General features: G+C 44.9%; 17 protein-coding genes. 4 read left to right on the top strand and 13 right to left on the bottom strand.

The annotated features are described in order from the left end of the window. Positions 1-99: 99 nt before the first annotated feature. The 6 genes from HMPREF9447_RS18035 to HMPREF9447_RS18010 all read right to left on the bottom strand — a co-directional run bounded on the left by HMPREF9447_RS18035 (position 100) and on the right by HMPREF9447_RS18010 (position 12266). Positions 100-2091 (bottom strand): glucosamine-6-phosphate deaminase, encoded by a 1992-nt coding sequence (locus HMPREF9447_RS18035; protein ID WP_009131202.1) that lies wholly within the window; start codon positions 2089-2091, stop codon positions 100-102. A gap of 369 nt (positions 2092-2460) precedes the next feature. Continuing rightward, complete coding sequence (gene pbpC, locus HMPREF9447_RS18030; protein WP_009131201.1) at positions 2461-4785, bottom strand: penicillin-binding protein 1C; 2325 nt, start codon at positions 4783-4785, stop codon at positions 2461-2463. 9 nt (positions 4786-4794) lie between these two features. Then, positions 4795-10413: an alpha-2-macroglobulin family protein gene (locus HMPREF9447_RS18025; protein WP_009131200.1), complete on the bottom strand. Its 5619-nt coding sequence runs from the start codon at positions 10411-10413 to the stop codon at positions 4795-4797. A gap of 12 nt (positions 10414-10425) precedes the next feature. Further along, positions 10426-11223 (bottom strand): amidohydrolase, encoded by a 798-nt coding sequence (locus HMPREF9447_RS18020; protein WP_009131199.1) that lies wholly within the window; start codon positions 11221-11223, stop codon positions 10426-10428. 209 nt (positions 11224-11432) lie between these two features. Beyond that, entirely contained in the window at positions 11433-11987 is a 555-nt protein-coding gene (locus tag HMPREF9447_RS18015; protein WP_009131197.1) for a 1-acyl-sn-glycerol-3-phosphate acyltransferase, read from the bottom strand. A 9-nt stretch (positions 11988-11996) separates the two neighbouring features. Continuing rightward, positions 11997-12266, bottom strand: a complete 270-nt coding sequence (locus HMPREF9447_RS18010; RefSeq protein ID WP_009131196.1) for a hypothetical protein — start codon at positions 12264-12266, stop codon at positions 11997-11999. A gap of 182 nt (positions 12267-12448) precedes the next feature. On the opposite strand from HMPREF9447_RS18010, the gene HMPREF9447_RS18005 reads away from it, so the two are divergent. Then, entirely contained in the window at positions 12449-14095 is a 1647-nt protein-coding gene (locus HMPREF9447_RS18005; protein WP_009131195.1) for a diphosphate--fructose-6-phosphate 1-phosphotransferase, read from the top strand. A gap of 63 nt (positions 14096-14158) precedes the next feature. Then, positions 14159-15025: a glycoside hydrolase family 25 protein gene (locus HMPREF9447_RS18000; RefSeq protein ID WP_374937425.1), complete on the top strand. Its 867-nt coding sequence runs from the start codon at positions 14159-14161 to the stop codon at positions 15023-15025. A 9-nt stretch (positions 15026-15034) separates the two neighbouring features. On the opposite strand, the gene HMPREF9447_RS17995 is transcribed toward HMPREF9447_RS18000, so the two are convergent. The 5 genes from HMPREF9447_RS17995 to prmA form a co-directional block, all read right to left on the bottom strand. Then, positions 15035-16069 carry a hypothetical protein gene (locus HMPREF9447_RS17995; RefSeq protein ID WP_009131193.1) on the bottom strand — a complete coding sequence of 345 codons (1035 nt, stop codon included), beginning with the start codon at positions 16067-16069 and terminating at the stop codon, positions 15035-15037. A 21-nt stretch (positions 16070-16090) separates the two neighbouring features. Further along, a complete protein-coding gene (locus HMPREF9447_RS17990; RefSeq protein WP_009131192.1) occupies positions 16091-17479 on the bottom strand; it encodes an MBOAT family O-acyltransferase in 1389 nt (462 codons plus the stop codon). Positions 17480-17482: 3 nt separating this feature from the next. Further along, positions 17483-17725 (bottom strand): acyl carrier protein, encoded by a 243-nt coding sequence (locus HMPREF9447_RS17985; RefSeq protein ID WP_009131191.1) that lies wholly within the window; start codon positions 17723-17725, stop codon positions 17483-17485. Positions 17726-17731: 6 nt separating this feature from the next. Next, positions 17732-19222, bottom strand: a complete 1491-nt coding sequence (locus HMPREF9447_RS17980) for an amino acid adenylation domain-containing protein (protein ID WP_044138353.1) — start codon at positions 19220-19222, stop codon at positions 17732-17734. A gap of 168 nt (positions 19223-19390) precedes the next feature. Next, positions 19391-20233 (bottom strand): 50S ribosomal protein L11 methyltransferase, encoded by an 843-nt coding sequence (prmA, locus tag HMPREF9447_RS17975; protein WP_009131189.1) that lies wholly within the window; start codon positions 20231-20233, stop codon positions 19391-19393. 282 nt (positions 20234-20515) lie between these two features. On the opposite strand from prmA, the gene HMPREF9447_RS17970 reads away from it, so the two are divergent. Together HMPREF9447_RS17970 and HMPREF9447_RS17965 are read left to right on the top strand one after the other, a co-directional pair. Further along, entirely contained in the window at positions 20516-21916 is a 1401-nt protein-coding gene (locus HMPREF9447_RS17970) for a hypothetical protein (RefSeq protein WP_009131187.1), read from the top strand. Between the two features lie 47 nt (positions 21917-21963). Beyond that, positions 21964-23577: an OmpP1/FadL family transporter gene (locus tag HMPREF9447_RS17965; RefSeq protein WP_009131186.1), complete on the top strand. Its 1614-nt coding sequence runs from the start codon at positions 21964-21966 to the stop codon at positions 23575-23577. A 203-nt stretch (positions 23578-23780) separates the two neighbouring features. Here HMPREF9447_RS17965 and HMPREF9447_RS17960 read toward each other — a convergent pair whose 3' ends face one another. Together HMPREF9447_RS17960 and HMPREF9447_RS17955 are read right to left on the bottom strand one after the other, a co-directional pair. Beyond that, the gene (locus HMPREF9447_RS17960) at positions 23781-24248 is read right to left on the bottom strand and encodes a nucleoside deaminase (protein WP_009131185.1); all 468 of its coding nucleotides are present in this window, start codon (positions 24246-24248) and stop codon (positions 23781-23783) included. Positions 24249-24342: 94 nt separating this feature from the next. Continuing rightward, a complete protein-coding gene (locus HMPREF9447_RS17955; protein ID WP_009131184.1) occupies positions 24343-25221 on the bottom strand; it encodes a hypothetical protein in 879 nt (292 codons plus the stop codon). Positions 25222-25255: the final 34 nt, after the last annotated feature.

Raw genomic sequence — 25255 nt, 5'->3', positions numbered from 1 at the left:
CTCTGTGTCTTCTGTGGTGAAGACTACCCGCAAAAGTACGTAAAAAAAGAGTGGAAAACCTTAGCTCCCCACTCTTCTTTATTTCTATTTAGCAAACATTTACAGCGGAATATATTCCACAAATGCCTCCATTGCCTCATAAGATGCCAGACCGAGGCTGTCATACAATGCAGCAGTACCACGGTTGCGGTCTTCGCTGCGTTGCCAGAACAGACGCTCATCATTGCCCAGGAACGGTGCACTTTCCATCTGAGACTGGTGTTTCAGGATGGAGTTACGCTTTGCACGCAATTCTTCCGGGCTAATAGGTACTGCCATTTCAATGTTTTCAATTTCCCATTCAGCCCACGCACCACGATACATCCATATACGGCAATCCTTCAACCATTTGGCACCTTCTTCCTTTTCCAAATCAATAGCTGCGAATACTGCATCTGTGCAGACACGATGTGTACCATGCGGGTCGGCAAGGTCACCGGCAACGAATATCTGGTGAGGTTTCACTTCACGCAACAAATTGCGTACAATTTCCACATCAGCCTCTGTTAACGGACCTTTCTGAATACGGCCTGTTTCGTAGAACGGCAGGTCAAGGAAGTGGCAGTGGTCTAACGGAATGTTGTTATATGTACAAGCGGTACGCGCTTCACCACGGCGTATCAAACCTTTGATGGTCAGGATGTCACGAGTATCAATGTCACCGTCTTTCTTTTCTTTCAGGAACTTGCGGATTTCCGTATACTTATCAATGACTACCTTATCTTCGCTGTTATTGAAAATTTGATTGAAACCATTGATGAAGTGCAGGAAGCGGATTACTTCTTCATCGCCTACAGCGATATTACCGGAAGTTTCGTAAGCCACATGTACGTCGTGTTTTTGCTCTACCAGACGGCGGATTGTGCCACCCATGGAGATGACGTCATCATCCGGGTGTGGAGAGAACACAACTACACGTTTCGGATACGGTTTCGCACGTTCAGGACGATACGTATCATCTGCATTTGGCTTACCACCCGGCCAGCCGGTAATGGTATGTTGCAGGTCATTGAATATCTTGATGTTTACATTGTATGCAGAACCAAACAAAGCCAACAGTTCACTCAGACCGTTTTCGTTGTAATCCTTGTTGGTTAGTTTCAGAATTGGTTTACCGGTCAGTTGGCATAACCATACGATGGCACTGCGTATTAGTTTATCATTCCACTCGCAGGAAGTAACTAACCATGGACGGTGAATACGTGTCAAATTACCCGCAGCAGAAAGGTCGATAACGACATGGGCATTGTTGTGGGTTTGTAGGTAAGAGGCTGGGATGGTATCGGTTACCGGGCCTTCCACACATTCTTTTACCATTTTTGCTTTATCCTCACCCCAAGCCATCAAATAGATTTTCTTAGCACTTAATATGGTAGAGACACCCATTGTTATGGAGCTGATAGGAGTACTTTCAATGCTACCGAACATTTTGGATGCCTCATTGCGTGAGTCATTATCCAGCAAAATCAGGCGAGTGGTAGAGTTCAGACGGGAACCCGGTTCATTGAAACCGATGTTACCAACGCGCCCGATACCCAGCAGTACAGCATCCAGGCCACCAAAACTTTCCATGCGTTGTTCGTATAGACGGCAGTATTCAAAGATGGTATCTTTGTGAATGGTGCCGTCCGGACTGAAAATGTTTTGCTTATCAATGTCAACATGATCCAGAAACATCTCTTTCAAGGCGTTCAGGTTGCTGTTGATGGCATCTGAAGTAAGCGGATAATACTCGTAAAGGTTGAATATGATAACATTACGGAAACTCAGACCTTCTTCCTTATGCATACGGATGAGGGCTGAATATACGTTGCGGGGAGAGTTACCACCGGGCAATGCCAATACACAGAAACGTCCGGCTTTCTGTTTGTCGCGGATGAGCTGTGCAATATCGCAAGCAATGTGGTTGGCACCTTCCTCTGCCGATTCGTAAATGTCGGTTGGGATTTTTTCAAGTCGGGTCAGTACTGACCTTTCAAATGCATTCTCAGGTCTGTAATACCTGGGGGAGACTCTGTTGAGAGTGATTTGAGAACTAAGATTGGTTTTCATAACTTATTTGGTATTAATAAATTGATTAAAGCTTGTCGCTTCTAAGATTTAACAAATATACGAAAAACAATGTTCACTTATATAAGCGGTGGGGTTGTTTTTCGGAAAAAGGTGTTTTTTGCCGCACTGTTTCGGGGTACAAATGTAGGCACTTTTTAGCAACAAAGCACTCACTCTTTTTAGGTATTTTCTTTAAAAAGCCTAAAATTTGCTCTGATGTAGGGTTTCTGCTTTAGTGTTGGGGCGATTGCTAAGCTTGTTGCTAATTTAAATCTGGAAAGAAAAGTAGTAAGGTTACAGCAACGTAGTAGTACACCAGATAAATACATCTTATAATGAACTCTGATTAAATAGTATGGTTTACTTAATTTATTCCACAAAGAAAGTCGTAGAAACCGTATTCCCTGCGTCATCTACGGCAGTCAGCGAATGCTTCCCCGGTTTAGGTTGCAAGGAAATTTTATGAAAGTCCTGCGTTTGAGTCAGATAACTGTTGTCGAGATGCCAATAGATGGTAGTGCCGGGATTACTGTGTGCCAGTTCGACGGTGATGAAACCTTTGCTTCCATCCATTTGCCGGGGTAGTGCGATGCGGGCATTCATTGGCGGATAGATGAACTGCATTTGCTGGAGGGCGTCTTCTCCACAACCCGGCTTGAAGGGGGGGAGTGGTTTGTACTCCGGATGATGCTGTTTATAATACCATTCCCATACGGGCGGCAAGGTGAACCATGATTTCTGGATGGTAGGTTCTGTATTGGCGCAATTTTCATAAATACGCAGGGTTTCATCGGCCGATAAAGTGATGAGATGATGATAGGGACAGACTTCTGTTTTGAGTCCTGCAGGAAGAACGGGCAGAGTGTCTGTCTCTTCGCAGAACCTACTTTTCAGATACCCTGATTTCCGGCATATTTCTGCTTTGACAAAGATGCTTCCCGGTCGTTTGAACCATCGTGATGCAGGGAGCATATTGAATGTGTCGAACAACACCGGACCTGCTGTCCGTGCTCCTACAAGACCGGGTTTCCCTTCTCCTGTTGCGTTTCCCACCCATACGCCTACCGCATATTCGGGGGTAACTCCGACGGCCCAGGCATCGCGGAAACCATAACTTGTCCCGGTTTTCCAGGCAATGGGGTGCATGGAGGGGATGGATTTCCAGTCTATTTCTTCGGGGCGGTTGACTTCGGTCAGGGCATCAAAGGTTTGCCATACGGCACCGGGTTGAAAAAGATCTGTTACAGTACCTTCCTTTTCCAGAGGAGAGGCAAGCAGTAAACTGCATTTTTCTTGTGGAAGTTGCAGCAAACTCCGTCCCATATTGGCGTATGCACTCGTCACATCCCATAGTGTAGCTTCTGCACCGCCCAGAATCAGTGATAGTCCGTAATGGGAGGCAGGACGGTTAATCGTCTTAAATCCTGCTTGTCGCAAGAAATTATGAAACTTCGGAACTCCATATTTTTGCAGCATCGTGACAGCCGGAATATTCAGCGACCGTGCAAGCGCTTCTGATGCAGGAACCGCCCCCTCAAACTGCAAATTGAAGTTCTGGGGAGTGAAGCCATTGATATTAACCGGTATATCGGGTAATAACATATCTGGTAGCAGAGTGCCTTCCTGCAACATCGCATAGTAGAGGAATGGTTTTAGAATGCTTCCCGTACTTCTGGGAGCCTGGATGACATCCACTTGGTTCCCTGCCTGTTTGCGCTCAAAATTGACATTCCCGCAATAGGCTACTACTTGATTGGTCCGTATGTTAATCACCAGGATTGCCAGATTGCGTATATCGCTCCGGTTGAATTCGTTGCTCCATCGTTCGGCCAGACTTTCAATCTGGGTCTGGATGCCCCTGTCAATGGTCGATACGGAATACTTCCCGTTGCGTTCCTGATAGAAGCGGCTGACGAGATGTGGAGCTACTTGTGGCAACGAATGTGGTTCTTCGGGAAGTGGTTCACTGACAGCTAGCTCATAAGCCGATTCATCTATCACTTCTTTCTTATATAACTGTTTCAGGAGTCTGTTACGCTTTTCAAGTAATGCCTGGCGTGCCTTTGAAAGATGAATCATAGAAGGTGCATTGGGAAGCACAGCCAGCATGGCAGCTTCTGCCCACGACAAATCTTCCGCAGAATGTCCGAAGTATCTCCATGCGGCGGCATCCAGCCCTACAACATTTCCGCCGAACGGGGCGTGTGAGACATACATCGATAGGATTTCTTCTTTCGAAGCACGGAATTCGAGGCGGGTAGCCAGAATCATTTCAATGAATTTCTCTCCGAAGGTGCGCGATTCATTTCTTGCCAGCCGGATGGTTTGCATCGTGAGGGTACTTCCTCCGCTGACGACACGTTTGTTTTTCAGGTTTTGCCAGGCGGCCCTTCCGGTAGCAAAAGGGTTGACACCCCAATGGTGATAGAAATGCCTGTCTTCAAACATAATCAAGCATTGCTTTATCTTTTCCGGTGTAGTGCTTCGGGGCGGGAAACGCCATTGACCGTCGGAGGCAATGCGTGCACCCAATAATTCTCCGTTACGGTCGGCAACGACGGTAGAGTAGGGGACATGGAATAATTCTTTGGGGAGACAAAATATATAGGCTATCACCAGAATTGTAATCGTGCTGAGTATTACTTTTCCGGTGATAGACAGATGTTTGAATAAATTGATAATCCTGGCTCCCATGAAACTACTTTAACGGCTTACCGTTGTCCTTCCCGCCTTTGTCCGTGCCTGTGCCGAAGCGTCATACATTGCTTCGCACTGGATAGCAGGCAGAACAAAATTACCGGCATACGTGGCTTGCAGCCTTACGGTAAACTTTTTCAGTTCGCTGCGTTGCAGGTCAAAGTAAGTCAGTACACGGTCGTCGCGAATATCCTGATAGGTATAATTGCGCGTCGGAGTGGCTTCCGGAGTTATGAAGCGTTCGTTGTAAATCTCCCAACCTGACGGAATGATATGCGTTAACGCCAGGTTACTGTATCCGGTAGTCCCACTGATATTACCTACGGTGATGACAGCCATAAAGTCCGTACCTTGTCTGATGTCATCTATGGCTATAGTCGCTCCGTTCATATCCGTATATTTCACGTCCAGACGGAGATTATTGGAAATTGCAGGTAGCGTATCGTTGACTAACTGGGTACGCGTAATGAAATCCACATTCAATGCTCCCTTTCCTTGATTCTTCACTGTCACATTTCCCACTGCCGGAGTGGTCGCCAGTTCCTTTTCAAATACAGCCTTAGCCGATTTCACGGCAGGTTGTTGCTTTCCGTTCCAGTTCCAGGTGAAATCCAGTGTGCCTGAAAGTTTCTCCGCCAGGCGTCCCATTGCCATCAGTGAGAAAGCTGTGGATTGTGTGCTGAACCAATTTTCATCTGCCAGATTCTGCGAAACCTTCTTGGCTTGTTGCAGGGCAGCCTGGTCTTTGTGCAGCAAAAGCAGGGTTTCCAGTATCATCGCCTCGTCACGATCGTATGAACCGTAGATGAAGTTTTGTGAAGAATAGGGCTTCACGGTCGTTTCCGCATTGAATGTCAATTCCTCTGCCGGCTTCGTCTTACCCGTCAGGGCATATGCTGCCGCCAGTCTCCATTTGGCTTGCAACGACAGGTTGGCTTGTTCCTTCATCCGGTTCATGGCTCCCTGTTCCGGGGCGCTTGCCAATGCTAATGTATATAGCCTGTAAGCCTGTTGCAATCCAGATTGCCAGTACATCCAACTGTCATTCTGTTCCGGCATCCGCCAGTTCTGGGCGGCGGCACGCTGGAAGCGCTTCCATTTATTCAGCACATTCGGATGAACGGCATAGCCTTTTTCTTGTGCCAGCACGAGGAACATACCTGTATAAGAAGTGATCCACTCGTCAGCCACCGCATTTCCCGGCCAGTAGACAAACCCACCGTTAGGAAGTTGTCGGGAGTAAATCTGCCGGATGCCTTCCTGTATATTGGCTTTTATCTTTTCAGCTTCTTCACTGTCTATGGCTTTGAACTGGCTGACAAACAGCAACGGCAATACTTTCGAAGTCAGTTGCTCTGTGCAATGGTGCTGATAGTTGTATAGGAAGTCGAATCGTCGACTGATGTCCACCGAAGGTATGCGCGAAACTTCCAACAACAGACGACTGTTTGCCGGAGATGCGTTATTCAAACTATACGGAATGGTTACACTTTCTCCGCCTTCCACCCATTTGCTGGTGCGCAGAGTGACTGCCGGATTCGGATTCCTTACTTCTATTTCAATCGTTTCTTTCGTCTGTTTTCCGTCACCATTGGCAGTCAGATGGATAGTTGCTTTTCCGGTTTGGCTGCCTGTCTTGATTTTGAAGAATGTAAGCTGGTCACCCGGTTGGGCAAAAGTGATGGACTGTTGTTTATTGCCTACAATTTGCACACCGCCGCCGATTGCCTGAATAGATACCATTACATTCTTCACTTCTTTTTCCATCGCAAAGACATTCACCGGAACCGTGATTTCCTCCTGTGTGCTCAGTACACGGGGAAGTGTAGACAATAGCATTAACGGTGTCCGTACAAACGATGTCTTTTCCGCCTTTCCGTAAGCTCCGTCCTGTCCGGCAACTACCATTGTGCGGACGGAACCTACATACATGGGCAGTTTCAGCGTATGCGTTTTTTGTTTACCTTTATCCAGATAGAATGGACCGACGAATTTGACTACCGGTTTGAAACGGTTTGCTTTCGCATCGGCAGGTTTCAATGTTTCGTCACCACCTGTGCTGAACAGAGAACTGTAACGTCCTGCCGAAGCTCCGAGCACATCGTCATACATATCCCAGGTTCGGATGCCCAGTGCCTCGCGGGCATAGAAATCATTCCACGGGTCGGGTGTCTTGAAGTTTGTCAGGTCAAGTAATCCGTCGTCCACGATAGCCAGTGTATACGTCATCGGTTTACCGCTCTTTTCACTGACGGTTACATTGAAGTCTGTTTCCGGACGCAGCACTTCCGGCATTTTAATCTGAGGTTGCAGTATGGTTTGCTTATTGGTCACCAATACCGGAACAACACCGTACATACGTATCGGCAAATCGTTCACCGTCTGTGCATGCGGCTGCAACAGGCTGATGTGCAGGTAAACATTCGGAGCCATTTCCGGAGTTACTTTGAAAGTATATTTGGTATCTCCGTTGCTGGAAACATCCATCCATTCGCGTTGCAATACAGTTGAACCGTTTTCCAGAGAGACCAGCGCGCGTCCTCCTGCGGCGGCAGGGATGATGGCGGTTGCCGTTTCGCCGATCTCGTAAGACTCCTTATCCAGTGAGAAAGCCAGCATCTTGATACCGCTAGGGTCAGTCTTGCTTGAACGTCCACGCCAGTCGGGCCAGTCAATATAAACGGTTCCGCCGGTGGCGTGCCCACTCTCTTTGTCCTTTACATATACCAGGTAGCGTCCCCAATCCGGATAGTTAACCCGGAATTTGAAAGTCGCTTTTCCACCGGTGGTCTGGATGTTTCCACTGGCCACGGGAGTGATGGAACTGCTGTTTATGTATGTGCCGAACGATTCTTCCCGATTCTCCCACCACCAACTCCAGGAGACGCGGTAGATTCTGTATTCCAGGTTGGAACGGTTCACCAATTGACCTTCCGCGTTCACTGTGACGATGTCGAATACATGGTCTTGGTCTGTTTCTATGTATTTTCCCTTCGGCTGGTTCAGGTTGATGCCTACATAAGAAGAGAAGGGGGAGAACGGAATAGTCTGACTATGTATACTGGCATCTCCTCCTGGCTCGAATACACGGCTTGTCAGGGTTGCATTCAGCATACCCGGTGCATTCGTAGCAGATGGCAGTTTCAAAGTGAAAGCAGCTTTTCCTTCTGCATCGAGTGTACCGTCGAATACATCATTCTTCACGGTGGTAAATTCTGTTGCCGGGTTATTGAAGATGTATTGGCTGTAATTCTTGAATTGCGTGTTTACCCTCGACAGGGACATTTCTACTTTGGTCTTTAATCTGGATGCCGTGGCTCCCGTCAACCATGTGGAAGAAAGGACTACCGGCATTTCTTTTACTGAGGCCTGAATGACGTTATCGGGTAATTTCAGGTTAATCTTCAGTCGGTTCGGTTTAACGGTTTCTATGCGGAGACTCTTGTGGAAGGCTGTTCCACCTACTTTGACGTATGCGTTCCATAGCCCGGTAGGGTCTTCTGCCCGTGTCGGAATATCGAAAGTATAGAAGCCATTCACACCTTGCGTAGAAATCATTTTTGTATAGAACTGGCCTCTTGGATTATAAAGTTCCAGTGCTACGGGATGTTTATCCGGAATTCTCTTTTCCCGGTCTTCCAAGATAAAGGTTACATGAAGCGTATCTCCCGGTCTCCATACTCCTCTTTCTCCATATACAAAGCCCTTCAATCCTTTCTGGATATCTTTTCCACCAACGTCAAACCGGCTGACGGATTGTTCTTCTCCATCTGCCACGCGGACGTATGCTTTCTGTTTGTCCACTTCGGCTACCAGGATGAAAGGTACGCCTTTGGGAGTGATTTCCACAAAACCTTCACTGTTGGTTTCGCCTGTTCCGATGGCTTGCAGTTGGAAGTTATAAGCGGTTACTTTCGCTTTTTCCATCGGCTGGGTGTCCAGAATGTTGCTTACGGCAATCCAGAGCTTGTTCAAGGAATTCCGTTTCACGATCATTCCTATATTCGAAGCGAATACATTGCAGGACGCTGCCCGGTCGGAGTCCATATAATAGGAGGGATGACAGGGATTATTGCGTTGTCTCCAGTCATACTGGCTCCAGTCCATTTTAACTCCACCATTATAATAAAAGTAAGCTTCGGGTGTATCCCATTCCGCCTCGTTCTCTTCAAAGAGAATGTTTCCGTTGACTTTTGTCAGCCCTTCTGACGCAGTGTTATCTGCAAAACTCATCTCCTGATTCTCAGTTCCGCTACAAGGATATGCCGAATACTCTTGGCGAAAAGAGAGAATGACGCGGTAGATGGCTCCCGGTTCCTGCCGGATAAGTCCGGCAAGGTCTATTGAGTAGTCTTCCCACCGGTGTACATCTTTCGTACTGTCTTTACTCAGCCAGAGCGTGTTCTGGTAAACCAACCGTCCGGAACGGCGCAGTTCGCTGGCAGACGAAAGGGTATTTGTCTGCATAAACATCAGCACATTGTTTTCAAAAATGCGGATGACACTTAAATCCACTGCATAAAGATTGACTGCCCGGAACGGGATAATCAGGCTTTTGGAGTCGGGCAGGATAGCGGCCGAAGTAGACATTTCTACTTGCGGTTTCAGATTCAGTTCGCTGAACGAGATAGAGTGGGAGGTGCCGAGTGCTTTATCTTTGCTGTTTTTTACTCCTTCGTGTACCTTTAATGTCAGCTTAGCCAGTTGATTCGCTTCAAAGTAGATATATACTTTGTTATCTTCTACCTGGAAGATGGAAGTAGATACTTCCGGGATTTCAATCAATCCTTTTAAATCCTGTGTAGTGGAAACCGGGTCGGAGAATACGACTTCTATTCCGTTTTCCGGTTCTTCGATACGTTTGGCAGAAAGAAAACGAAAACTGTTTTTTGAAGGAATCAGTACGCTTTCAGTCAATTTGCGTTCGATGCCTGCGGGTGTGCCATCTGCTTTTATTTCCAGTTCGTAATCTTCTTCTTCACGGGGAATACCGATAATCTCGAATTGATAGCGTGTCAGATTATCTGTAGGGGTGATGTTTACCGGATAGGTCTGTCCCTTTCCGTTTCCGGCAACCAGCATCTTTTCTACCACTTCTTTCTTTGCGGCGTCACTGAAGCGTATTTCTCCTTTGATACCCACCTGTTCGGAGTGGCTGTTAATGTCGACTGTCGTCAGTGGCTCGATGTTGAGAGAGAAATTGGGTTTCTGCACGCGGAAAGAAAACTTAAATTCCTTCAGGCGGCTGTCCACTTCTACAAATTTGCCCAGCTGGAAGGTACCTTCATAGAACTGCCCCGGTTTCAGGATACCCGCTTCGGGGACGAATTCAATCGTATTGTTGCTGACCCAATACGCTTTACCCTTCAGGGAGGGGGAGAAGCTGAACGGATTTTCTTTCAGTTCATTATTTAAATCCACCATAGGCTGGTCTTGCGTCAGCTCTATGCGGATGTTCGAAGTCTGCGAGATAACTCCTCCGGTATATGCGTTCACGTAAGGAGCGTATTCGGCGGAAGGAACAATGTCTTTCTTGCTGCTTGTGCAGGAAGCAAGGACAACAATACTCAGTAACAGAAAGAATAACGGATTGGCTATACAGCGTTCAGCTTTCATTCGTTCCATGAACTTGAATTATTAAATGTTAATTTGAAAACACTCCGCATCTTTCCATGCGGGAAATCTTTGTCTGAATTCTCTCAATGCAGAGAGGTCGAGAGGAGCGGTGGCGGTACCTTCTTCGTTGTCGGGCACACTGGCGAGGAGTTCGCCTTTGGGGGAGTAAATCACACTGCCACCACTATGGGACATTTGGTTGTTATCCGTGCCGACACGATTCACGCCACATACGTAGCAAATGTTTTCGAGTGCGCGGGCTTGTAGTAGTACGTCCCATACCCGGCGGCGGGGCACAGGCCAGTTGGCAACATATATCAGAAGGTCATATTCATTGTTCACATTGCGGCTCCAGACCGGAAAGCGCAGGTCGTAGCAGACAAGCAAAAGGATGTTCCAGCCCCGGTAAGAAATAATGGGCCGCTGGTTTCCTGCAGTGAAATGCTCCGTTTCCTTTCCCATGCGAAAAAGGTGGCGTTTATCGTAGTAATAAGCTTCTCCTTCGGGAGTAAGGAAAAAGGCACGATTGTAGTAGGGGTGGTTTTCTGTAGAAGAAGTTGCATCCTCGTTACAGGCAATGTAACTGCCTGCGATGGCAATTTGGAACTCTGTCGCCCATTGGCGCAGGGTGGTGATGGTGTTTCCGATTACAGGCTCAGCCAATTGCCGGCTGTTCATGCTGAATCCGGTAGAGAAGGTTTCGGGTAAGACAACAATCTCCGCTTCTCCGCGAAGCATTTCCAGCTTTTTGCGGAGTAGGCGGAGATTTTCTTGTTTATCTTCCCAAACAATATCTGTTTGTAATAGAGTTACACGCATAATATTTAGCTAAGAAGTAAATGATTATTCGCTTTGTACGTTCAGCTCTTAGTCCGAACCGTATCCGGTCCGTGTCTGCTCCGTACCAACTCCGTAGTATCTCCGTATCTATAGAGTACGGAGCTGGTACGGAGATACTACGGAGCAGACACGGAGTTGGTACGGAGTTGATATGGATAAACTACAGGGAAGATATGGAGTCGATACCTTTATATATTCCCCAAAGCAAAGTTTTCCGGATTCTTTCCTTGGAAATCTTTATAATAGAGCTTTACCTCACGCATATCCTTTTCGATATCTCCTGACGGCATTATTGCCTTTGTAGCAGAAATCGTCTTGGTTCTATAATCAATTCCTATCATCACAATAGGAACCTGCGCTTTTGAAGCAATAAAATAAAATCCTTTCTTCCAATTAGGATTAGCTTTACGGGTTCCTTCCGGTGTAATCGCAAGTTGAAACTTCTTACTTTTTGCAAACCTTTCCGTCATTTGGTCTACCAATGATGTTTTGCGTCCCCGATCCACAGGTATACCACCCACTGCTTTGAATATTAGTCCCAGCGGAAAGAAGAACCATTCTTTCTTCATCATGAAACTAGTTTTCCGACCGATGGCGCCATAAAATAGTTTGCCGATAAATAAATCCCAATTTGATGTATGAGGTGCTGCGGTTATCACGCATTTATCATAATCCGGCACCGTCACGTTCGTCTTCCATCCCAAAATGCGATAGTAGATAAAGCCGTATATTGCTTTTTTCATTCCGGATGCTTACTTCAGTTTACCGATACCGTCAATAATTGCGTCCACTTGCTTGTTAAAGTCTTCGCGGAATTTCTTGTAGAAACCTTTTACATTTCCCGGTTCGGTATGGCTGATGCGGCTAATGAATTCATCTTGCATTTCCAGAATTTCCCCCATCAGTTTATCAGCTTTTGCCCTATCAGTTCCGGGTACGTATAAGCTGTTTACCAAACACTCCATGAACAGTTCACCTGCGATATAGTTGACGTTTTTCTTGAGTTCTCTTCTACTTGCCATAATCTTTACTTTTTTAATGAATAAATTGAAATTTCTTCGGTAAAGATAAGTACTTTCCACGGTATAAACCAACATTTCATATTTTTTTTGATGTGCGCATCCTTTCATAATTCAGAAAAAAACACGAAATTTGCGACGCTTTTGAACGAAACTTTACTAACACCTTTAAATAATTAGATAAAATGACAAAAAGTGCATTGCAAATTGCAAGGGCTGCTTATCAGCCCAAACTTCCGAAAGCGCTGAAGGGTGCCGTTAAGGCGGTGGCTGGCGCAGCTACTCAATCTGTAGCCGACCAGGAGGCTATCCAGAAATTGTTCCCTAACACCTACGGAATGCCTTTGATTAAGTTTGAGGCTACTGACGAAGTGGCTAACTTCCCCGCTATGAATGTGGGTGTTATCCTTTCAGGTGGTCAGGCTCCTGGTGGTCACAATGTGATTTCCGGTATTTTCGACGGTATCAAGAATCTGAATAAGGACAGCAAGCTCTATGGTTTCATCCTTGGCCCCGGTGGTTTGGTGGACCATAACTATATGGAACTGACTGCTGACATTATCGATGAATACCGCAACACGGGTGGTTTCGATATCATCGGTTCAGGCCGTACGAAGTTGGAAAAAGAAGACCAGTTTGAGAAAGGTTTGGAAATCCTGAAACAACTTGATATCAAAGCATTGGTTATCATCGGTGGTGACGATTCTAATACGAATGCTTGTGTATTGGCTGAATATTATGCAGCTAAGAAGTGCGGCGTACAGGTAATCGGTTGTCCGAAGACTATCGACGGTGACCTGAAGAACGAGATGATTGAAACTTCTTTCGGTTTCGACACAGCTTGCAAGGTTTACTCTGAAGTTATCGGTAACATCCAACGTGACTGTAATTCAGCTCGTAAATACTGGCACTTCATCAAACTGATGGGACGTTCTGCTTCTCACATCGCATTGGAATGTGCTTTGCAGGTACAGCCTAACGTATGTATCGTATCAGAAGAAGTTGAGGCTAATGACATGTCTCTGGACGATGTGGTAACATCTATCGCTCAGGTGGTAGCTAACCGCGCTGCACAAGGCAACAACTTCGGTACGGTACTTATTCCCGAAGGTCTGATTGAGTTCATCCCTGCTATGAAGCGTCTGATTGCTGAGTTGAACGACTTCCTTGCTGCAAATGCAGAAGAATTCTCTCAAATCAAGAAGTCACACCAACGTGATTATATCATCCGTAAACTTTCTCCGGAAAATGCAGCTATTTATGCCAGTTTGCCCGAAGGCGTTGCACGTCAGTTGACACTGGATCGTGATCCGCATGGAAACGTACAGGTATCTCTTATCGAAACAGAGAAACTGTTGTCCGAAATGGTAGCTACCAAGCTTGCTGCATGGAAAGAAGAAGGCAAGTTCGTTGGTAAGTTCGCTTCTCAGCACCACTTCTTCGGTTATGAAGGCCGTTGTGCTGCTCCGTCTAATTACGATGCTGACTATTGCTACTCACTGGGTTATACGGCAGCTTCTTTGATTGCTAACGGTAAGACCGGTTATATGTCTTCTGTACGCAATACTACTGCTCCGGCTGACCAATGGATTGCAGGTGGTGTGCCCATCACAATGATGATGAACATGGAACGTCGTCACGGCGAAATGAAGCCGGTTATCCAGAAAGCTCTGGTGAAACTGGACGGTGCTCCGTTCAAGGCATTTGCCGCTCAGCGCGATCAGTGGGCTATCACTACGGACTATGTATATCCGGGACCTATCCAGTACTTCGGACCTACGGAAGTTTGTGACCAGCCGACGAAGACTTTGCAGTTAGAACAAGCAAAATAATCTTCTAAATAAAAGGGAAGGGCGGGCTTGGTTCCGCCCTTTCTTTTCCTATTATTGTCATTTATGGCAGACAAGAAACCTCGTACAACCACAACCCGCCGGAAACCTGCTTCCCGCCCAACTGCACCCGTTGCACGTCGGGGTAAGAAGAAAAGTAAAGAGCGCATCATGCCTGCATGGTTACGCACTATACTTGCTGTTTGCATTATTGCTGTATTTTCCGCAGGTTTCTATTGGTTCTTCATTCGTCCGTATGCTTATCGCTGGAAACCCTGTGCGGGGCAAAAAGGATACGGTGTCTGCATGCCCTGCGACTATGAAGTGCATGGCATTGACATTTCTCATTATCAGGGAAGCATAGACTGGGTGCAACTGACTTCCAACAAAGCATCCAAATTCCCCATTCATTTTGTCTTTATGAAAGCTACCGAAGGTGGTGATCATGGTGACGATACTTTCCCGTTCAACTTTGACCAAGCACGCCGTTATGGCTTTATTCGTGGTGCTTACCATTTCTTTTCTCCCAAAACTGATCCCAACAAACAGGCTGATTTCTTTATCCGCACCGTTCAGCTTACTACCGGAGATTTGCCTCCCGTGCTTGATGTGGAAACCATCGGCAAAAGCACACCCCATGATTTAAAGATTGCCGTCAAGACTTGGCTCGACCGTGTAGAGGCGCATTATGGCGTAAAGCCCATCCTTTATACTTCTTATAAATTTAAGAGCCGCTTTCTCAATGATTCTGTATTCAATACGTATCCTTATTGGATTGCGCATTATTACGTGGACTCTGTGAAATACGAAGGTCCGTGGCACTTCTGGCAACATACGGATGTAGGGAATGTTCCCGGCATCAAGGAGGAGGTGGACCTGAATGTATTTAATGGCACATTAGAAGATTTGCGGGCGCTCACTCTGCAAAAGTGAGGCTCTTCCCTATTGTCCGCCATATACTTTCTGCAATAATTGTGCCCCAAGTATAGGCCTGTAATGCCCCTTCTCATAATAGTTATGGATATCATTCGTATATTCATTGACACCACTGAAATCAAATACATTCTTTTCTTCGAAGATATTTTTCAGTATTTCTATATCAGCCGGATTGATGTTGATTTGATTATAGTTAGGACTGATTATCACTTTTACCGAAGTCTTATGTAGCTGACAAATACATTCTATTTTTTGTAATAATGCGGTTTGCGCTTCCCAAAGTACTTGTGCATCTTCTCGATATTTTCCATTTCTGTAATTGCTGTCGCTTGTTTTTTGGAATTCCTTCTTATGAGTTTCCCAATACTGCTCTCCTTCATCCTGAATCATTTTCTCTCTGGGATTTATAGCATCATTCGTTACCGGGTCCTTGATAGCATCATAAGGATTTATCACTCCTTTCATATAAGGGCGATATTGATGAAACATCTTATAATCGAGATAAGGAAACAGAAAACCGGGAAAGAAAAAAGCCTGGCAGAATTTCTCCTGGAAGCTGAAATTACTCATTCCCGATACGGCAGGTGGAAGCACGTAGTTATAACTGTTCTGAATCTGGTCTTTACTCAGTGATTCCTTATCCAGAATCAGAAGCAGATTCTTTATTTCCGCACCATTTTCATCCAAAGCTTGTAATTTCCGGCAGATGGCTGCCAGACTTTCATCGTTTCCGAACAGGCGGACTGCTCTGCCGCCATCCAGATATTTTTCCCACTCATGACACTGATAAGCCATCGTACAGGAGTTTCCCATTATAAAAGAATCAAAAGTAATGGAATCCCGATTATTCATGTACATTTGCCAACCGGCGTATCCTTCGTTCAGTAACACAGGAGACTTATCGTAACGTTCATAACGTTTCAGGACCATGAAAGGGTCGTTCAGGAAGTACACCGCCAATAAGGCGATGAATGGTATCAGGAGTATGAATAATTTCATAGCGAAGCGCAGGGCTGCACTCTGCTCACTGTTTTTTTTCATTGTTCTGTCTTTTGTTGATGGTTAGAATTGTAAATAGATAAAGCTGTCGGAATTGAACTGCCCCAAGGTGAAGAACAGGATGGCTAACAGATAATAGACACCCCATCTGACAAGCATTGACTGCTTTTCCAAAGCTTTTAATATATCCCGTTTGGACATGAAGTACTCGTAGACTAAAATCAGAACGAGGGCGCTACCTGCTATGATGCAGTTATGGTCCGGCATTCCGATGTTCATTTCTCTCCAACTGATATGGGTGCTGAACGAAATATTCTTGATGTAATAAAGTGCATCGGAAACAGATTCCAACCGGAAGAAAATCAGGGAAAGAGCAAAAAGAAGGTAGGTGCGGATAATGGATAAAGTGCTGAACAAAGGAGAACCCAGCCAGTTTTTAATCTTGTTACGGAAAGTGCCTGTCTTCATCTCATAGAAAATGATGAGTCCCTGTATTAGTCCGTAAATGATGAAATTCCATCCTGCGCCATGCCAGGTCCCTAATCCTGCAAATGTCAGGCATAAACTTAGAAATACGCCCCATTGCCCCCAACCGCGCATCCCGGAGGATAAGGGAAGATACAGATAATCCCTCACCCAGAAAGAGAGGGACATATGCCATCTTCTCCAGAATTCGGCGGTGGTTTGCGCTATGAACGGGCGGTTGAAGTTGGGACTGAGTTTAAATCCCAGCATACAGGCTCCCCCGAGTGCAATATCAGTATACCCGGAGAAGTCTCCATATAGTTCTATGGGATATAAAAGGCATGCCATCAGTAATTGGATGCCGGATGCTGCGTGTACGGAATTGAAAACACCATCCACGTATGGGGAGATATAGTCGGCAAGTATCAGCTTCTTTACTAGTCCCACTACAATCAGTTTCATGCCGTAGACGATGGATGAATAGTCTGTTGGTTTGCCTGTTTTCAATTGGGGGAGCATGTCTCTTGCCTGCTCTATAGGGCCTGAGAGGAACTTCATGAAGAAAAGCATGTATATCATGAAGTCGATGATGTTCTCTTCCGGTTTTTCTTCTTTCCAGTAAACTTCCGTCAGATATGAAATGGCCTGGAAGGTATAAAAAGAGATGCCCAGCGGAAATAATAAATGCAAGCCAGGCAGTTGGTTGGCATATCGGAATGTCAGCCAGCTTATGATAAGAAAGCATAGGCCTGAGACATAGACTTTCTTTGCATCCTGCTCACGTTGCGCCCGCCCCACCCATTTGCCAAGAAAGAAGGTTGTCAGTGAAATGAGAAGTGCTATCATCAGAAAGGCTATGTGGTAGAAGCCTATGAAAATGCAGCTCGACAACAGTAATATAATTTTTTTGTATTTGGGTGGGGTTGTGTAGTATAGGAGGAACGTACACACAAACAGTGTGACAAAATTTAAGGATATGAATGACATTTTCTATTTTGTTTTGGTTAAAATAGCGCTACAAATGTCTCCTACATTCTTGAAACGAACGATGTCTCTGAAAGTGAAATGCACATTGAACTCTTTTTCTATTCTGCTTATCAGGAGCATATTGGTCAACGAATTCCACCCTTCTACATCCTGGGCTGTGGTTTCACTCGTGAGAGCGATGTTGTCTCTCTTTAAAATCTCCTGAAAAATCAGGCTCAGTTGGTCTAAAATAGTCTGCGTATCCATGTTAGTTTATATTAATTCTAGTATTCTTTTACGATCAGTTTTGCTGCTGGTGTTCAGTGGGAAGTGTTCCATACAGTGAATGTGCTTGGGAACCATATAGAAAGGCAATCGGCTGTTCATGTGCTCTTCTATCTGCTGCTTGTCGAGATAAACTTTCTCAACGACCAGATGTAGTTCGCATTGATTGTTTTCTCCATACTTAGGGAGAACGATAGCTTTGCACTCATTATTGAAGTAGTTCTTCACCACATGCTCTATCTCACTGAGTTCGATGCGGAATCCTTGCAGCTTTATCTGGGAGTCTTTTCGTCCGCAATAAATAATATCACCATCTGCATCTATCTGGCAAAGGTCTCCGGTTTTATAATAGATTTTTCCGTCCGGTCCTTCGGTGAGACATTCTTGTGTCTTTTCCGGGGAATTCCAATAGCCGTTCATTACTTGCATACCGCTGATCCAGAGTTCTCCGGTTTCTCCTGTAGAGACGGGAGTGGCATTGCTGTCCATAATTAGCACATCTATTCCGGCGAAGGGTTTTCCGATGGCAATCATACCGTTGTGGTGTTTGCACAAAGTGTTTGGTATTGGGTAAGCCGTGCAATAGATGGTACCTTCTGTAGGACCGTAAAGGTTTACGAAGGAGGCATTGGGGGCACAGGCTCTGAAAGCTGACAATAACTCCACATCGGATGCTTCGGCAGTCACTACCAGATATTTCAATTCGGGAAGTTGAATTTCCGGGAAATAGGGTAGTAGTAATTGGAGGAGGGAAGGGGCTACTGCAGCAAATGTGAGATTATATTTTTCCAAGGTTTCAATGACATTGATATACTTCACACCTTCCGGTGAAACAGTATATACACATGCGCCTATGGTCAGTGGGTATAGGAAAGATACGATAGAAACATCGAAGGTGAGTTCGAACATTTGCAGCATCCGGTCATTCTCATCCAATTGCCAGCCCAGTTGGTTGTATGCGACATAAAAAGCATTCAGGTTTCGGCGGGAGATAGGGACTCCTTTAGGCTCTCCCGTACTGCCGGAAGTGAAGATGATGTAGGCATTTCCATTTTTATCCGTATGAGTGGCAGACGGTGACGGGATGGTCTCTTGCAGGTCTGAAGTGCATATGAAGTCTACGTTCTGGGTATCCAAATTCAATACACGAATATTCTTGGTATATAGGACTAAATGGATGTCGGCTAACTCGGCTATCTTTTTATTTCTATGTTTGGGATAGGCTGGGTGTAAGATTACATAAGTCTTTCCACTGATTAAGACTGCCAGTATGGAGGCATATGTTTCTAACTTATTTTCTGCTACAATACCGATAGTTTTTTCTTCTCTTTCGTTGATTAAAGTAGATATTCTATATACGGTTTCAGATAGTTCCCGATAGGTATAGGTGATATCATTGATTACAAATGCAGGGTTCTCTGCGTACTTTTTGAAAGTGTTCATGATATCATCGATCATGTCTTTTTGATGTTTTCCCATTCTGTCTGTAAGTTGATAGTTTATAGTAAATGTCCAGTTTCGTTCTCTGTGTAGTAAAGACAGGGGGATTTTGTTTTCTCCCTATGGAGAAAACGTTAAAGAGTGTTTCTTCCGGCGCTCAGCATCAGCCGGACTTCTCCGGTAGATGCTTTGCGGGATGAATAAGTTTTAAAGTTTGAATTTTACGGCTGCCCAACGATTTTTTTCTTTGTGATGGACAAAGTGCAGTCCGTTGCGTTCGGCTTCTGCCTGAATTAGAGGAATGTCATCCACATAGAATCCACTCATGTAGAGCTCCGAATCAGGATGCATGCAGCGTACATATTGTTCCATATCATTCAGCAGGATATTCCGGTTGATATTGGCAATAATCACATCGAATGGGCCTTTATCTTCCAGAGAAGAAGCGTCTCCCTGGAATACGGAAATATTATCCACATGATTCAATTCGATATTTTCCAGAGAGTTACGCACACACCATTCGTCAATGTCAATGGCGGTGCAAGGCTCTGCACCACGCATGCGGGCAAGAATGGCGAGGATGGAAGTGCCGCAACCCATATCGAGCAGGGACTTGCCTTTCAAGTCGCTGTCCAACAGTTCGGCTATAATGAGGCTGGTAGTTTCGTGATGTCCTGTGCCAAAAGCCATTTGTGGATTGATTACGATATCATATTCCGACTTGGGAACATCATGGTGGAAGGTGCTGTGAATAACGCAACGGTCGCCAATGATAATTGGCTGGAAGAAGTTCTTTTCCCATTCCTCGTTCCAGTCTTTATCTTCAGCTTCCACAAAAGTATATTCAATCTTTGTGTCCGGCAGAGGAAACTCTTCGATTGTTGTTTTGACGGCTGTTTCGTCATACAAATCTTTCTGTATGTAAGCGGCAATGCCATCTTCCTGTTCAACAAAACTCTCGAAGCCTGCATCACCTAGGACAGCGGCAAGCACATCATTTACTGTTTCGGTACAGGGAGAAGTGCGGAAGGTAAATTCTAAATATTTCATTGGAATACAATTTATTGTTAAATACAAAGAGTTTTTCTATATGGCGAACCTGTTTCTTTGTATATTTGTTTATCAGTTGCAAAGATAATGCAAATCGAATGCAGAACTTTCATGCTTGCATGAAAAAGTTATGCTGAGATGCAGCTTATCTTCTTTAAAGATAAAGCATTTAGGGAAATCCCTATAATCATTTCGGGAATTTCTCCCCCATACGGTAAATCCCATCGCTATCTTTGTGACGTGATAGAATGGATTATTGTAAAACCTATAAACCACACCCATATGAAAAAGATTGTTTTTTTATCGCTTTTTGCCTTGTGCCTCCCCTGGATGGTTTCGGCGCAGAGCATAGATGACGACCTTTACTACATCCCTTCTAAGGATAAGAAGGAAAAGAAGCAGGAGAAGAAAACAACGACTCGTGCTGAAGAAATTGTAGTAAAGTCGAATGTACCGACTACGGTTTATACGTCGTCGGGGAACACTACTGTTGTAGTACAGGATCGTAAAGGAAATACACGTGATGTGGACGAATATAACCGTCGTTATGATTCGCGTGAGAATGACTTTGCCATGGAAGACGATACCTTATACATAAAAGAAAAGGCAGTGCCCGATCCGGATGGTGAATGGGTGAATGGCTTCGAAGGTTCGGAAGATGATTATGAATATGCAATGCGTATTGTTCGTTTCCGTAACCCGCGTTATGCTGTGAGCATCAGTAGCCCGTACTATTGGGATGTTGTATATGGCATGAATTCATGGGACTGGAATGTATATACCGATGGAATGTATGCTTATGCTTTCCCAACTTTCTCTAACCGTTTGTGGTGGGATTGGCGTTATAACTCCTATGGCTGGGGCGGCTATCCTTACTATGGTTGGGGAGGTTACTCTCCTTATTATAGCTACAGCGGCTGGGGCATTGGCTGGGGCGGCTTCTATGGCGGTTGGAATTGGGGATGGGGGCACCATCACCATCATCACTATCCCGGCGGTGGCTGGTATCCCGGTGGTGGACACTGGGGAGGTGGCAACTGGGGCGGAGGTCGTGTGTATACAGACAGACGTTCTTATGGAAACCGCGTATCTTCCGGAAATCGTGTATCCGGTTCATCTACAGCCCGTCGTTCGTCAGGAACAAGTGGTTATCAGGCTCGTCGTAGTTCAGGCTCCACAAGTGGAGAAGTAAGAAGAAGTTCCGGTGCAAGTTCAACTCGGCGTGTAGTAGGAACCCGTGCTTCATCCGAACGTCCGGGAATGAGTACACGGACAGATGCAGCTTCATCACGTCGCTCTACATATACGCGTCCGAGCAGTACTCGTAGCAATTCATATAATAGCAACGTGGAAAGTGTACGTGGTAGTAGCAGTAGCAATCGTGGAAGTTCTGCAGTTCGCCCTTCAGGAACCAGTACCCGCAGTAGTAGCACTACTCGCAGTTCGTCAACATACAACCGCGGTAGTTCATCTACCCCACGTAATTACAATAGTGGCTCAAACACTCGTTCTTATGATAGCAATCGCTCTTCTTCCACTACTCGTTCTTCTTCCAGCAGTAGTTATTCATCAGGAAGTAGTTCACGTTCCAGCGGTAGCTATTCTTCAGGCGGTGGTGGAGGCTCCACCCGTTCAAGTGGCGGTGGAGGCGGATCTTCCAGCAGAGGCGGCGGAAGAAGATAAATAGATTGTGAGAATGTAATAGTTTTGAACTATAAAGAACGTTGATTATGAATAAGAAATTGACTTTAGTGGCCTTTTCCTTACTTGCTTCGATAGGGATGGGTGCACAGACTATATATGATGTCACGAAGATGACAGAGAAAGATTTGAATGGAACAGCTCGTTTTGTAGGTATGGGCGGAGCTATGGGAGCATTGGGTGGCGATATGTCTACCATTGCAACCAATCCTGCCGGCATAGGTATCTATCGTAGCAATGATGCTGCTGTCTCATTTGGTTTCTCTTCAACCGGGACAGAAAGTACGTATGGTGGAAATACTTTAAATTCAAATAAGAACCGTTGGCAATTGAATAATGCGGGTTTTGTGCTTTCTAATAAAATAGGTAATCAGACTGCTTTGCGTTATGTGAATTTTGCTTTTAATTATAATCGTGCCAAATCATTTAATAAGACGATGTCAATGGAGGGGTTGATTAATTTAACCCCCGATGGTGACGTTGTTTCGCAAACATTTCAGATGGCATCTCAGGCTGGTGGAATGTTCGAAAAGGGGTATAATATAAAATATATAGATGATAATGCCACGACCAATGATAATGTCTTTACGAACCCTAATGTAGGCTGGTTGGCTGCCATAGGTTGGGGTGGAGCGCTTTATAACCCTCTATATGAGGATAAAGAACATAAAGACAAGCTGACAGGGTTTGGAGCATTTCTTCCTCAACCTTATAGCAAGTTCAATTCACGGGAAACTGGTGGAATTGACCAGTATGATTTCAATATCTCTTTCAATTTTAATGATCGGGTATACTTGGGGTTAACTGTAGGGGCTTATGATTTGAATTATACCAAGAGTTCTGTTTATAGTGAAGATTATGGAGCGGGTGAAGGTTATGATGTGACAAGCTGGACGAATATTGACGGAAGTGGATTTGACTTTAAAATCGGAGCAATCATACGTCCTATTGAAACTTCTCCTTTGCGTATTGGTCTTGCCTTGCATACTCCTACGTTTTATAAATTGACATTGGCTACTAATGTTCGCCTTGTGTCTGATATTTATGGACAGAATGATAAAGGTGAGGATGAACTTTACAGATCAACAGTAGACAGTTATGACTTTCTGAATAATAAGGATATGACTTATGATTATGAACTCCGCACTCCGTGGAAGTATAATTTGAGTTTAGGATATACGGTAGGTACAAACCTTGCTCTTGGTGCTGAATATGAATATCAAGATTATTCGAGCATACGCCTTCATTATCCTGAAGGAGATGAAATGGGATATGAGAATTCTACTGTGAAAGAAATGTTAAAGGGAGTGAGTACTCTCCGTTTAGGTGCTGAATATAAGGTGATTCCAGAGTTTGCTTTGCGTGCCGGATATAATTATAGTTCAGCTGCTTACAAAGATGGAGCATATAAAGATTTGCCATTGAATTCAGTTATGACAGATACAGACTATGCTAATGCGAAATCCAAGAGTAATTACACATTAGGTATTGGTTATCGTGGCTCATTGGTTTATGCGGATTTAGCATATCAGTATAGTACTTATAAGTCTGATTTCTATGCTTTTGATGATGAATATCTGAACAAAACTAAGGTTACCAATACACGTAGTCAAGTGATATTTACTTTAGGTATGCGTTTCTAAAAAAACAACAATATAAGCAAATAACCTTTCATTGCAAATACCTTGTGTATTAAACCAAAATCCCCGGAGACTGCTTTGCAGAACTTCGGGGATTTTACTGTTGTATAAAGTCTTGAAAATAATACTTTTACAAAGAGTTGATACCTTGTCAATAAACTCTTAGCTCTTTGTAGACAAACTCTTAACTTCTTGTTGACAGGGTCTTAATAGGCTATCTTATCGTCTTTCTTGGTCCATGCTTCAAAAGCCTTGATAGCTTCGTTGTGCAGCAATATTTCCGACGGTAGTTTACGGTCAGCAGGTTTTAAGGCAATCTCATCATAAATGAAGGAGTCGTCGAAACCTATATTTTTAGCATCAGTCTTGTTGTTTCCATAATACATCTTGTCCAGTCGAGCCCAATAGATAGCACCGAGGCACATGGGGCACGGTTCGCAAGAAGTATAGATTTCGCACCCACTGAGATCGAAAGTTCCCAGCTTGGCAGCCGCCGCACGAATAGTGCTGACTTCAGCATGTGCTGTTGGGTCGCATGAAGCTGTAACACGATTTGTTCCGGTGGCTATGATTTCACCATTTCTGGCAATGACGGCACCAAACGGACCGCCACCGTTAGCGACATTCTCCGTGGAGAGTTCAATCGCTTTTCTCATTAATTCTTCTTTGGTCATAATAAAATGATTGGTTTTAGTAATAAGGCAAAGATAAGAAATCTTTTTGCTTTATCAGCTAAAACCAATCGATATTGCCAGTGCTGTGTAACTCTTACCAGTATAAACCTATGCCTATAGAAGCCGGATAGAGTTCAGGAGCTTTATTTTTTTCAAACAGAGAAGTGAGTGCGAAGCGAGCATTGAATCCCAGACAACCGTAACCTGCCTGTAACAACAGATTCAATCCAAGCGGATGGGTATTTAACTTATCACTCAATGTATGTTTTTTATTATCATATTTGGCTCTGGATTTAACTCCCACACGCCATTCCACTTCCGGACCGGCTGCAAGAAAGGCACGGCGGCTACCAAATCTGGTTTGCCATTCAAGGCTGACGGGCAGACGGAAAGCCCAGTAGCGCAACCAGCTTTTCTGATATTCAGTATCTCCTTCAGCCGGGCGACAAACGGTGATGCCATCCAGTTTTTCGAAGCCATAATTATCATCCAGTTTATGGACTATGCGGGCAAAACCGAGGGTGGTAGTCAGTCCCCAGTGATTGTTAGGAGTGATGGCAACCCCGGTATTGAACAGGTTGATACCCCATTCCCAGGACTTGGAACCGAGTTGGGGGACTTCAGCAGAATATTGAAACTTGCTGCCTGCCAGCTTGTCGAAGCCAAAGTAAAAGGCAGGATAATGCGGATCGAAGCGATAGTTGCCTTTTTTCTTTTTCATAAAGGGTACGGATACGGTAGTGGTTCGTTCGATACTGCGGCCGTCCAGATATACACCTTCAAACACTTGTGTATTCTCTATGGTATCGTTTTCAGTTTTGGCTTCGTACATCTTTACTTTAATTTTGCCGTCACGCTCCTTGATGACAACTTTACGTCCATTGAGGTAAAGAGTGGTGTCTTGTGGGATGCTTTCTTGTGCCATGACCGCCATGGAAGTCATAAGCAGGAATAAAAAGAATGTTCGTTTCATAAGTTTTATAATTTGTGATTTATAATTTTCAGAG

Origin of the sequence: Bacteroides oleiciplenus YIT 12058 (genome assembly GCF_000315485.1) — a bacterium.
Lineage (GTDB): Bacteria > Bacteroidota > Bacteroidia > Bacteroidales > Bacteroidaceae > Bacteroides > Bacteroides oleiciplenus.
This window is presented reverse-complemented; position numbering and strand designations above follow the sequence as displayed.